Consider the following 12535-nt stretch of genomic DNA (forward strand, 5'->3'; position numbering starts at 1 on the left):
TCGCACCTGACGGATGCCCCTCAACGCCTGCTCTTCGCCGCTTTCGGCCCCTCCGTGCCACCCTCCCCCTCTGCCAACGCCTCCACCAACGCGGCCTTGACGCGCTTCTGCTCGGTCACGTCCTGCGACGCGCCCACCATGGTCAGCGCATTGCCGTGCTCGTCCAGCGTGACCTCGCCTTCCTCGTGGATGTCGCGGAGGCTGCCGTCGGGCAGCGTGATGCGGTAGTCCACGCGGTACGGCGCCTTGTCGACGGTGGCCGCGCGGATGGCGGCCTGCACGCGCGGGCGATCCTCCTCGACGATCGAGGCCAGGTAGCGGTCCATCGTCACCTTGAACGCCTGCGGCGCCCACCCGAAGATGCGATAGGCCTCGTCGGTCCAGGCGCAGTCGTCGGTCTGGATGTTCCAGTACCAGCCGCCCAGGTGCGCGATCTCCTGCGCCTTGGCCAGCAGCGCCTCGTTCTGGCGCAGCGCGGCCTCGGCGCGGCGGCGTTCGGTGATGTCCAGGCTGACGCCGATCATCTTCACCGGGCGCTGGTCGAAATCGCGCACCAGCGTGGCCCGCGACGAGATCCAGCGCGTGGTGCCCTCGTGCACCACGCGGAATTCCCACTCGTGCATTTCCTGCGCGCCCAGCGTGCGCGCCAGCACTTCCTTGAGCCGCGCCACGTCGGCCGGATGCACGCAGGCCCAGAAGTCATCCATGTTGCGGATATGCCGGCCGAACAGCGTGACGTCGTTGGATGAGTACGTCAGGCCGTCGGTCAGCACGTTCCATTCCCACGTGACGATGCCCGAGACCTCCTGCGCGAACTTCATACGCGCCTCGCTTTCCATGATCTCGGCCAGGTGCTTCTGGCGCAGTTCCTTGATGTGCGGATCGGACGCGCTGCTTGCCTCCAGGTCGGCGATGGCCTGCTCGCCATATCGCAGCCACAGCCAGTTCACGCCCAGGAAGCGCGCCAGCGCCAGCAGGCGCTCGTATTCGATCTCGCCGCCGCGGGTCCACTTGTGTACCGCCGATGGCGAGACCGACAGGGCCTCGGCCACCTGCTTGAGCATGATCCTTTTGCCCTCCAGCACGCCTTTCAGGCGGGTGGCAAAAGTGTCTTCGGTCATGGCATCCCCTCTACTTTTTTTCAACCGATGGTGAATTGAGTAACTCGAACCTTACACCATCGGGGTAAATCGCGTGACTTGATAGCTTGGATCAATTGTGTATGTGCTATCGATCGCTTTTACCATATTGCGCCGCTCCCGCTCTCGTCACTAGACTTCATTCCACATCACTGATGGTGATTTAATTTACTTTCAGTGAATCGACAAGTCACCGCACAGACCGAGACAAACGAGGAGACACCCCCATGCAAGAGACCACCGCCGCCGCCTGCAGCACCACCCCGCTGGCCTACACGCTGCCGGCCCACTACTACACCTCGCCGGAGATCTTCGAGCACGAAAAGAAGACGATCTTCGCGCGCAGCTGGGTCTGCGTGATGCACAAGAGCCAGGTCGCCGAGAACAACCAGTACGCCACCGCCAAGGTGGCGGGCGAGAACGTGTTCGTGGTGCGCGGCCGCGACGGCGTGCTGCGCGCGTTCTACAACGTGTGCCCGCACCGCGCGCACGAGCTGTTCGCCGATGGCGCCGGCAAGGCAAAGAACGTGATCACCTGCCCGTACCACGCGTGGTCGTTCGGCCTGGACGGCAAGCTGATCCATGTGCGCAACGCCGAAAACGTGCCGGGCTTCTGCAAGGACAACGCCGGGCTGACGCCGGTGCGCGTGGAAGAGTTCTGCGGCCTGATTTTCGTCAACCTGGACACGGATGCGAAGCCGCTGTCGGAACTGGCCGCCGGCCTGAACGACGAGATCCGCGCGCGCTGCCCTGACGTCGACAAGCTGGTACCGGCGCACAAGCTCACCTACGAAATGAAGGCCAACTGGAAGGTGGTGGTCGACAACTACCTGGAGTGCCTGCACTGCCAGACCGCGCACCCGGCGCTGGTCGAGTCGATCAGGATGGAGACCTACAAGCACGAAGTGCGCGGCCTCTACACCAGCCAGGTCGGACAGACCCGCTCCGGAAGCGACGCCTTCACGTATGACAGCGATGCGCCCAATACCGACTTCGCCGCGTACTGGCTGTGGCCCAACGTCACGCTGAACGTGCTGCCGGGCGACGGCAACTATGGCGTGTTCTACATGTTCCCGGTGGATGCCGACACCACCATCCAGCACTTCGAGTTCTACTTCCGCGACAGCACGCCCACGGCCGAGCAGGAACAGCTGATCGAGTACTACAAGAACGTGCTCAAGCCGGAAGACCTCAGCATCGTCGAATCGGTGCAGCGCGGCCTGAAGTCGCGCGGCTACCGCAACGGGCAAGGTCCGCTGCTGGTCACCGACGACAAGACCTCCGCCATCGGCGAGCACGGCGTGCAGCACTTCCAGCAGATGGTGCTCGACGCGCTGGCCGCCTGAACCAACAAGATAACGAGGAACCGCAGCAATGATCCAGACCCAGCTCTATATCGACGGCCAGTGGCAGTCGCCCGTCGACCACGGCACGCGCGCCATCGTGAGCCCGGCCGACGAATCCGTGATCGCCCAGGCCGCCGAAGCCACCCGCGCCGACGCGCGCCTGGCCATCGCAGCTGCGCGCAAGGCCTTCGACGGCCCGTGGCGCCAGACGACGATCCGTGACCGCGCCAGACTGCTGAACAAGATCGCCGGATTGATCGACCGCGATGCCGAGAAGCTCGCCCACCTGGAGTCGCTCAACACCGGCAAGACGCTGGCCGAGAGCCGCACCGACATGGGCGATATCGCCGCCACCTTCCGCTACTTTGCCGGGCTGGTGGCGTCGGAATCGGGCGCCGTCAACGAAGCGCCGCACCACGTCATCAGCCGCACGCTGCGCGAGCCGGTCGGCGTGTGCGGCCTGATCACGCCGTGGAACTACCCGCTGCTGCAGGCCGCATGGAAGATCGCGCCGGCGCTGGGCGCGGGCAACACCGTGGTGATCAAGCCCAGCAACCTGACGCCGCTGACCACGCACCACTTCACGCAGCTGGTGGCCGAGCTGGACCTGCCGCCAGGCGTGTTCAACCTGGTGACCGGCGGCGCCGAAGTCGGGGCCGAACTGGCCGAGAGCCTGGATGTGGACCTGGTGTCCTTCACCGGCGGCGCCTTTGCCGGCGAGAGCATCATGAAGGCCGCCACCGGCAACTTCAAGCGCATCGGTCTGGAGCTGGGCGGCAAGAACCCCAACATCGTCTTTGCCGATGCCGACCTGGATGCCGCGGTGGACTACGCGCTCAACGCCGCGTTCTTCCACGCCGGCCAGGTCTGCTCCGCCGGCTCGCGCCTGATGGTCGAGGACAGCATCTATGATGCATTCATCAGCCGGCTGGCCGAACGCCTGCCGCGCATCGTGATCGGCAACGGCTTTCATGGCGAAACGCAAATGGGCCCGGTGCAGTCGGCGCAACAGCACGAGAAGATCCTTGGCATGGTGCAGGCCGGCATTGCGGAAGGCGCGCGCCTGGTCCACGGCGGCAAGCGGCCGGCCGGCGACGTGTACAAGAAGGGCTACTGGCTGGAGCCGACGCTGCTGGCCGACGTGACGGCAGACATGAAGATTGCGAAGGAGGAGATTTTTGGGCCGGTGATCACGGCCGAGCGTTTCCGCTCCGAAGAAGAGGCGCTGCGTGCCGCCAACGACACGCCGTACGGCCTGGCCGCCGCGGTCTGGACCCGCGACCTGGACAAGGCCAACCGCATGTCGCGCGCGCTGCGCTTCGGCACGGTGTGGGTCAACGACTACCACCCGTACTTCCCGGAAGCGCCGTGGGGCGGCTACAAGGCGAGCGGCATCGGCCGCGAGCTGGCCCGCATCGGCCTGGACGAGTACACCGAGCTCAAGCACAGCTATATCAACCTGGCCCCCAAGGCGATGGGCTGGTTCGGCGCCTGAGCGCAGCTGACTTCGCAATCGCGTGCGCGGCGGTACCGTCCCCGGGCTGCCACGCACGGCGTCAAGCACACAAGGAGATTGCACCATGCAGGCAATCCAAGAGTACGACTACATCATCGTCGGCGCAGGTTCCGCGGGCTGCGTGCTGGCGGCGCGGCTGACCGAGGACGCCGGTGTCTCGGTGCTGCTGCTGGAAGCCGGCGGCCCAGACTGGCGCCTGGACTGGCGCACGCAGATGCCTGCGGCGCTGGCGTATCCGCTGCAGGGCACCACCTATAACTGGGCCTATGTGACCGAGCCCGAGCCGCACATGAACAACCGCCGCATGACGCAGGGCCGCGGCAAGGGACTGGGCGGGTCGTCGCTGATCAACGGCATGGTCTATATCCGCGGCAACGCGATGGACTATGACGGCTGGGCGGAGAACCGGTCGCTGGAGGACTGGAGCTACGCCGACTGCCTGCCCTACTTCCGCAAGGCCGAGACCTACGACAAGGGCGCCAACGACTACCACGGCGGCAACGGCCCGCTGCATGTGACCACCCCGAAGGCGAACATCAGCCCGCTGTTCGACGCCTTTATCAAGGCCGGCGAGCAGGCTGGCTATGGCAAGACCGACGACCTGAACGGCTACAGGCAGGAAGGCTTCGGTCCGATGGACCGCACCACCACCGCGCGCGGCCGCCGCTGCAGCACGTCGCTGGCCTACCTCGACCAGGCGAAGGACCGGCCCAACCTGACCGTGCACACCCGTGCGCTCGCGGACCGCGTCCTGTTCTCCGGGCAGCGCGCCATCGGCGTGTCATACATCCAGGGCGATCACGTGCGTGAAGCGCGCGCGCGCCGCGAAGTGATCGTCAGCAATGGCGCGGTGGCCTCGCCGCAACTGCTGCTGCGCTCCGGCGTGGGCAATGCCGATGAGCTGCGCGCGTTCGGCATCGATCCCGTCGCGGACCTGAAAGGCGTCGGCGAAAACCTGCAGGACCACCTGGAGATGTACCTGCAGTACGAATGCATTAAGCCCGTGTCGCTGTACCCCGCGCTGAAGTGGTGGAACAAGCCGGCCATCGGCATCGAGTGGTACCTGCGCGGCACGGGCATCGCGTCGTCGAACCACTTCGAAGCGGGCGGCTTTATCCGCAGCAGCGACGAGTTTGCGTGGCCCAACCTGCAGTACCACTTCATCCCGCTGGCGATGAACTACGACGGCAGCAACCCGGTGCAGTCGCACGGCTTCCAGTGCCATGTGGGCTCGATGCGCTCGCCCAGCACCGGCTTTGTCAAGCTGGCCAGCCGCGACCCGCGCGTCAAGCCGCGCCTGCTGTTCAACTACATGGCGCATGACGTGGACTGGCGCGAGTTCCGCGCCGCGGTGCGCCTGACGCGCGAGATCATCGGCCAGCAGGCGATGGACCAGTTCCGCGGCCGCGAGATCAAGCCCGGCATGATGATACAGAGCGATGCCGAGATCGATGCCTTCGTACGCGAGCATGCCGAGACCGCCCTGCACCCGTCGTGCACATGCAAGATGGGCGACGCGTCCGACCCGATGGCCGTGGTCGACAACCAGGGCCGCGTGCATGGCCTGTCTGGCCTGCGCGTGGTCGATGCCTCGATCATGCCGAGGATCGTCACCGGCAACCTGAACGCGCCCACGATCATGATGGCCGAGAAGCTGGCCGACGTGATCCGCGGTCGCGCCCCGCTGCAGCGCTCGACGGCGCCTTACTACAAGGCGGCGCCGGCGCGCAGGCAGGCGAGCGCGGAGCGAGCGCAGCCACCCACCGCGCGCGTCCCCGTGCCGATGCCTGCCTGACCCGAGCGGCGCGACTCGCGGGCCTACCGCCCGAACCCTGACTGCGGCACATGTGCTGCCGGGACCAAGGTCCCGGCGGGCAGCGTGCGCCCGGCCGGACGCGTCGCGCCTCCCACACCACCAAAAGCCGGCGACCCATCAACAAACCCAGACCGGCTGCAAGGAGGAGACAACTTCCATGCTGCGCAAATGCTTTCCCGCAAGACGGGCCCTGCAAGGCGCCCTGCCCCTGTTGCTGTGCCAGGCGCTGCCGGCGCTGGCTCAAGCCGACGGCGACACCACGCTGGCGGTCGCGCCGGTGCCGCAGGTCACCGCGACCGTGCCGCCGGCAGAAGCCGCTGCGGTAGCGTCACCGTGGAGCGCCAACATGACGCTGACCTCGCAGTACGTCTCGCGCGGCTTCCGCCAGACCTGGGGCAAGCCTGCCGTACAGGGCGGCATCGACTACGCCCATCCGAGCGGCTTTTCCGCGGGCACCTGGATGTCGAGCATCAGCGACAAGTTCATCGAGGGCGGCACGGTCGAATGGGACTTGTATGCCGGCTACACCGGCACAGTCGGCGACTTCGTCTACGCCGGACAGGTTTACTACTACCTGTATCCGGGCGCGAAACTGCAGTACGCACAGACCAGATACAACTATGGCGAGGCAGTCGCCTCGCTGACCTACAAGTGGTTCAACGTCAAGTACTGGCTGACCTATACGCCCGACTACTTCGGCTATAACAGCGCCTCGCTGTTGACCGGCAACAACCTGCACAGCCGCGGCTCGGGCTACCTCGACATCAACGGCACCTTCGACCTCGGCCACGGCGTTTCGCTACTGCTGCACTACGGCCAGGAGCGCGTGCGCAATTTTGCCGCCTACAGCTTCCGCGACGTGCGCGTCGCGGTTTCCAAGGCGTTCGAAGGCGGCTGGACCCTGACGGGCGCCTACACCCGCGGCTGGGGCCGCACCGACGTCTACGACAACTACACCACCGGCGCGCTGGATTCCTCCGGCAACCCGGCGGTGTCCAACCCGCTGAAAAGCACGTTCCTGGTCTCGCTGACCAAGACGTTCTGACGGCATTCACCAACCGCTGTACCACTGCCTTACGAAGCACACCACCATGGCCTCCCTGGGTCTTACCGATGCGACCGGACTTGTCGGCGTAGCCGCCTACGTCGCCGCGCACTTTGCCGTGCAGGTCCTGCACAAATCCCCGACCGGCCGGCTGGCGGTCGTCCTCAACGTGATCGGGCCGAGCTGCATCCTGATCTCGCTGACCGGCGCCTTCAACCTGGCCTCGTTCCTGACCCAGTGCTTCTGGCTGGGGCTGACGCTGTTGGGATGGTGGCGCAACCGGCGGACCGGGCGCGCGGTGGTTGAAACGTTGGGTGGCCCGCGTCCGGGGCAGCCCGTGCAGCAGTAACCCACGGCGCGGCCGGTGCCGATTGCAACGCGATACAAAACTTCCGTTGCCATGGCACAGCGCCGTTCCTATACTCATTCGAAACACCATTAGTGCCGTAATTTACTTTTGGTGAATTGATAAGACACCGGAAGTCGCGAGACCTGCATTCGGGGATCGCGGCAACCCCGGGATGACAACAGGAGACAAGGATGAGAAACGCCCCCAAAATTCCCGCCACAGATTCCCGACCGTCGTAACGACCGGCAGGCAGTACCCAAGTACCTACCCACCGCAGACGGCAGACCGTGACGGAGCTAGCGCTCCAGACAAACGGCACCGGGAAGCAAGGAGACATTTCGTGTATTCGCAAAAAGACGTGCTGTCGATCGGCGCGCAGGCGCCGCTCGCCCCTGCGCAGCAACAGACCCAGCCAACCCAATCCCATGAACTGCAGCGCACCCTGACCTGGAAGGACGCCTTCTGGGTCACCAGCGGCGTGCCCGCCGGCGTGCTCTTCACCATCGGCGGCGTGTCCGCCACCATCGGCAACCCGGCGTGGGTGATCTGGATCCTGGCCATCCTGATCGGCTTTGCGCAGTGCTTCGTCTACGCCGAGATCTCGGGCCTGTATCCGCACAAGTCGGGCGGCGCCTCGGTGTACGGCGCGCTCGGCTGGGTGCGCTACAGCAAGTTCGTCGCGCCGGTCTCGGTGTGGTGCAACTGGGTGGCGTGGTCGCCGATGCTGGCGCTGGGCACCAGCCTGGCCGCCGGCTACATGCTGAGCGCGCTGTTCCCGCCCGATTCGGTCATCAACACGTGGCAGCTGACGCTGGTCGACCTGGGCTTCGTCAGCAAAGGCCTGACGCTGCGGGTGAACTCCACCTTCCTGCTGGCGACGGCATTCCTGCTGATCACCTTCAAGCTGCAGCACAGCGGCGCCTCGGCCGCGGCTACCACGCAGCGCATCCTGGGCATCGCTTCGCTGACGCCGCTGGTGGTGATCGCGCTGGTGCCGCTGTTCACCGGCGACATGCCCTCGACCAACTTCCTGCCGCTGCTGCCGCTGACGCATGACGCCACCGGCGCCGCGGTGCTGGGCGGCTGGAACGCGGCCGGCATCAGCACGGCGATGGGCGCGATGTTCCTGGCCTGCTGGTCGACCTTCGGCTTCGAGACCGCGGTCTGCTACACCCGCGAGTTCAAGGACCCGCAGAAGGACACCTTCAAGGCGATCTTCTGGTCCGGCGTGCTGTGCCTGTTCATGTTCATCGCGGTGCCGATCGCCTTCCAGGGCTCGCTCGGGCTGCAGGGCATGCTGGCGCCCGACATTGTCGACGGCTCCGGCGTGGGCGCGGCAATGGCCAAGTTCGTCGGCGGCGGCGCGGTGGTGTTCAACGTGATCGTGGTGATGCTGGTGCTGGCGATCCTGCTGATCGTGATGACCTCGATGATGGGTTCGTCGCGCACGCTGTACCAGGCCTCGCTCGACGGCTGGCTGCCGCGCTACCTTTCGCACGTCAACGAGCACGGCTCCCCGACGCGCGCGATGTGGACGGACCTGCTGTTCAACCTGTTCCTGCTGCTGATGTCGAACTACATGGCGGTGCTGTCGATCAGCAATGTCTGCTACATGATCTTCGTGTTCCTGAACCTGCAGGCCGGCTGGATCCACCGCATGGACCGCGCGGACTGGGCCCGCCCGTACAAGTGCAAGAACTGGCTGCTGGCACTGGGCGCGTTCTGCGGCTTCTTCGACCTGGCTTTTGTCGGCGCCGGCGCCAACTTCCAGGGCGAGAACACGCTGCGCAATGGCCTGATCGCCGCGCTGCTGATCGTGCCGGTCTTCGTCTACCGCCACTATGTCCAGGACAAGGGCCAGTTCCCCGAGTCGATGCGCCGCGACATGGAACTGCCGCATGCGCGTGCCGGCAAGCTGCCCTACGTGGCGCTGATCGCCGGCGCGGCGGTGGTGTGGATCGCCGCGCGGCTGACCGTGATCTCCTGATCTGGCGAGGCAGGCGGCGCCTGGCTCGCCTGCCCTCTCTCTTCCCGACATTCCCTGCATTCCGAGGTATTGCCATGACTGACACGCTCCGCGTACGCGTCGGCCGCGTCGAGCCGCTGGCCGCCGGCATCAAGCGCTTCACCCTGCAACCCTGCGACGGCGGCGCGCTGCCCGCTTTCTCCAGCGGCAGCCACGTCGTGGTCCATATGGACAGCGGCCGGCTGCGCAACGCTTACTCGCTGACCAGCGCGCTGGACAACCCGGCCCACTACCAGATCGCAGTGCGGCTGGAAGAAGCCTCGCGCGGCGGCTCGCGCTACATGCATGAGCAGGTGCAAGAGGGTGATGAACTGCACATCGGCGCGCCGGGCAACCTGTTCGGCCTGGACCACGGCGCCGGCCGCCACCTGCTGATCGCCGGCGGCATCGGCATCACGCCGTTCATGACGCATATCCAGGCGCTGCGGGCGCGCCACGCCGCGTTCGAGCTGCACTACTGCTTCCGCAACGCGCAGTCCGCGGCGTTCCTCGACGTACTGCCGGCCACGCTGCAGCCGGGCCAGTTGCACCTGTACGAGAGCGATACCGGCACCATGCTCGACATCGCCGCGCTGCTCGCCGCGCAGCCCGCCGATACCCATGTCTATGTGTGCGGCCCCGGCCCGCTGAACGATGCCGTGGTCAACGCCGCGCGCGCCGCCGGCTGGGATGCCGGCCGTATCCACTTCGAGCAGTTCCGCAACGAGGTCGACACCACCGGCGGCGCCTTCGAGGCCGTGCTGCAAAAGAGCGGGCTGACGCTTCAGGTGGGCGCAGAGGAATCGCTGCTGCGCGCGATCGAGAAAGCCGGCGTCCAGGTGGATTGCATGTGCCGCGAGGGTATCTGCGGCTCGTGCGAAACCGCGATCCTGGAGGGCGAAGCGGACCATCGTGACCAGTACCTGTCCGATGCGGAGAAGACGGCGCAGAAAACGATGATGCTGTGCGTGTCGCGGTGCAAGGGGCAGCGGCTGGTACTGGATCTCTGATCGCCATTCGCAACTTTTTGGTTGCTTTTCACTCCCCGGTCTCCTAACATGCAACCATACCGTTGCATATCAACCCCCGAAACAGGAGACCGGACATGCCCTCAGAAACCGACCGCATCGAGCGCAGCATCCTGATAGAAGCCCCCGTGGCGCGCGTGTGGCACGCGCTGGCCGATGCCGATACCTTCGGCAGCTGGTTCGGCGTCAAGTTCGACGGCGCCACCTTCACGCCCGGCCGGCGCGCCATCGGCAGCATCACCCACCCCGGCTACGAGTACCTGAGATTCGATGTGCAGGTGGAACGCATCGAGCCCGAAAGGCTGCTGTCCTGGCGCTGGCACCCCGCTCCGGTGGAACGCGGGCGCGACTATTCCGGCGAACCCAGCACGCTGGTGGAATTCACCCTGCGCGAAGTCGACGGCGGCACCATGCTGACGGTGGTCGAGTCTGGCTTCGACCAGATCCCGCCCGAACGACGCATGGAAGCGTTCCGCCTCAACAGCGGCGGCTGGGACGCACAGATGAACAATGTCCGCAAGCATGTCACCGGCGCCTGAAGCGCTGGATCTGAAACAGTCGGCCGCGGTCTTTGCCGCGCTGGGCGACGAGACCCGGCTGCGGCTGGTGGCGGCGCTGTGCGCGGGCGGCGCGATGTCGATCGCGCAGCTGACCGCCGGCAGCGCGATGACGCGGCAGGCGGTGACCAAGCACCTGGAAGTCTTGTCACAGGCGGGGCTGGTACGCGACAGCAAGGCCGGGCGCGAGCGGCTGTGGATGTTCGAGCCCGGGCAGGTCGAGGCGGCGCGGCGCTCGCTGGAGGCGATTGGAAGGCAGTGGGAGTTTGCGCTGGGCAAGCTGAAGCTGGCGGTAGAGACGACTCACTAGCCAAACCGACGTCCCGCACGTCACCTGTTTGCTCCCCTACCCCGCAAGCGGGAGAGGGCGCACACAGTTTGTAGACGACACCGCAACATGTAATCCCCCGCGCACCCCGCTATACTGGGAAGCCCCCCGCCTCACCACCACGGCAACGCAGGCCGCGCCCGCGCCAGGCCTGCCGGAGGAAGCGCGCAATTGGCTGACCACGACCTGTCCAGGCTGAAAATCGACCGCAGCGCCACCGCCGCGACCGGCGCCCGCGTCCGCCCCCGGCGCAGATGGCTGCGCTATGCGGTCATCGCGCTGATCCTGCTGGCCGTGCTCGGCATCGCTGTCAGGCTCGCCGGCCCGAAGTCGGTGCAGACCACAACGGTTACCTCGGCCTACCCCACGCAGAATTTCACGCTGCTCAACGCCACCGGCTATGTCGTGCCGCAGCGCAAGGCGGCGGTCGCATCCAAGGCGCAGGGCCGGCTCGAATGGCTGGGCGTGCTGGAAGGCTCGCGCGTGAAGAAGGACGAGGTCATCGCGCGGCTGGAAAGCAAGGACGTGTCCGCGTCCTTCGCCCAGGCGCAGGCGCAGGTCAAGGTGGCACAGGCCAACCTGGCCCTGCAGCAGGCGGAGCTGAAGGACGCAGAAGTCAACCTGCGCCGCTCGCAGATCCTGATCGGGCCGAACGCGATCTCGCGCACCCAGTACGACGCCGATGTTGCGCGCTACAACAAGGCCAGGGCCTCGGTCAGCAGCTCGCAGGCGTCGATCGCGTCGGCGCAGGCCAATGCGCGCGCGGCCGAGGTGGCAGTGGAACAGACCGTGGTGCGCGCGCCGTTCGACGGCGTGGTACTGGTCAAGCATGCCAACGTCGGCGACAACATCACGCCGTTCTCGGCCGCCGCCGACACCAAGGGCGCGATCGTGACCATTGCCGACATGGAGACGCTGGAGGTCGAGGCCGACGTCGCCGAATCCAATATCGCCAGGATCCGCGCCGGCCAGCCGTGCGAATTGCTGCTCGATGCGTTGCCGGGCGTGCGCCTGGCCGGGCAGGTGTCGCGCATCGTGCCGACGGTGGACCGCTCCAAGGCCACGGTGCTGGTCAAGGTGCGCTTTGTCGACCGCGACGCGCGCGTGCTGCCGGACATGAGCGCCAAGATCGCCTTTTTGTCGCGCGCGGCCACGGCGCGCGACCGCCAGCCGATGGTGGCGGTGCAGCCCGCCGCGGTGGTCATGCGCGATGGCCGGCAGGTGGTCTACGTGGTGCGGGACGGCAAGGCGCACGAGACCCAGGTCAAGACCGGCGACAAGCTCGGCGAGCTGGTCGCGGTACAGGGCGTCAAGACCGGCGACGTGCTGGTGCTGTCCCCCGGCGACAAACTCGGCGACGGCGACCGCGTCACGCCGGCCAAGCCTTGAAGCAACCACATGAGGGT

General features: G+C 66.4%; 11 protein-coding genes. 10 read left to right on the forward strand and 1 reads right to left on the reverse strand.

All coding sequences use genetic code 11. From position 1 onward, the window contains the following. Positions 1-20: 20 nt before the first annotated feature. Entirely contained in the window at positions 21-1121 is a 1101-nt protein-coding gene (locus E1J61_RS20435; protein WP_240745835.1) for a helix-turn-helix transcriptional regulator, read from the reverse strand. 245 nt (positions 1122-1366) lie between these two features. Here E1J61_RS20435 and E1J61_RS20440 point away from each other — a divergent pair, with 245 nt between their 5' ends. The 10 genes from E1J61_RS20440 (at position 1367) to E1J61_RS20485 (ending at position 12518) form a co-directional block, all read left to right on the forward strand. Then, positions 1367-2485 (forward strand): SRPBCC family protein, encoded by a 1119-nt coding sequence (locus tag E1J61_RS20440; protein ID WP_133095834.1) that lies wholly within the window; start codon positions 1367-1369, stop codon positions 2483-2485. 28 nt (positions 2486-2513) lie between these two features. Beyond that, positions 2514-3980 carry an aldehyde dehydrogenase family protein gene (locus E1J61_RS20445; RefSeq protein WP_133095835.1) on the forward strand — a complete coding sequence of 489 codons (1467 nt, stop codon included), beginning with the start codon at positions 2514-2516 and terminating at the stop codon, positions 3978-3980. A gap of 85 nt (positions 3981-4065) precedes the next feature. Beyond that, on the forward strand, positions 4066-5796 hold the full coding sequence (betA, locus tag E1J61_RS20450) for a choline dehydrogenase (RefSeq protein ID WP_133095836.1): 1731 nt from the start codon (positions 4066-4068) through the stop codon (positions 5794-5796). A gap of 178 nt (positions 5797-5974) precedes the next feature. Continuing rightward, positions 5975-6862, forward strand: a complete 888-nt coding sequence (locus tag E1J61_RS20455) for a TorF family putative porin (RefSeq protein WP_133095837.1) — start codon at positions 5975-5977, stop codon at positions 6860-6862. A gap of 46 nt (positions 6863-6908) precedes the next feature. Next, on the forward strand, positions 6909-7211 hold the full coding sequence (locus E1J61_RS20460; RefSeq protein WP_133095838.1) for a hypothetical protein: 303 nt from the start codon (positions 6909-6911) through the stop codon (positions 7209-7211). A 367-nt stretch (positions 7212-7578) separates the two neighbouring features. Next, positions 7579-9198, forward strand: a complete 1620-nt coding sequence (locus E1J61_RS20465) for an APC family permease (RefSeq protein WP_371704656.1) — start codon at positions 7579-7581, stop codon at positions 9196-9198. Between the two features lie 74 nt (positions 9199-9272). Further along, on the forward strand, positions 9273-10226 hold the full coding sequence (locus E1J61_RS20470) for a PDR/VanB family oxidoreductase (protein WP_133095840.1): 954 nt from the start codon (positions 9273-9275) through the stop codon (positions 10224-10226). 95 nt (positions 10227-10321) lie between these two features. After that, a complete protein-coding gene (locus tag E1J61_RS20475) occupies positions 10322-10783 on the forward strand; it encodes an SRPBCC family protein (protein WP_133095841.1) in 462 nt (153 codons plus the stop codon). Next, positions 10767-11111: a helix-turn-helix transcriptional regulator gene (locus E1J61_RS20480; RefSeq protein ID WP_243736934.1), complete on the forward strand. Its 345-nt coding sequence runs from the start codon at positions 10767-10769 to the stop codon at positions 11109-11111. Before E1J61_RS20475 ends, E1J61_RS20480 begins: the two co-directional genes overlap by 17 nt. 189 nt (positions 11112-11300) lie before the next feature. Continuing rightward, positions 11301-12518 carry an efflux RND transporter periplasmic adaptor subunit gene (locus tag E1J61_RS20485; RefSeq protein ID WP_133095843.1) on the forward strand — a complete coding sequence of 406 codons (1218 nt, stop codon included), beginning with the start codon at positions 11301-11303 and terminating at the stop codon, positions 12516-12518. Positions 12519-12535: the final 17 nt, after the last annotated feature.

It is taken from the genome of Cupriavidus sp. L7L (assembly GCF_004353535.1).
Lineage (GTDB): Bacteria > Pseudomonadota > Gammaproteobacteria > Burkholderiales > Burkholderiaceae > Cupriavidus > Cupriavidus oxalaticus_A.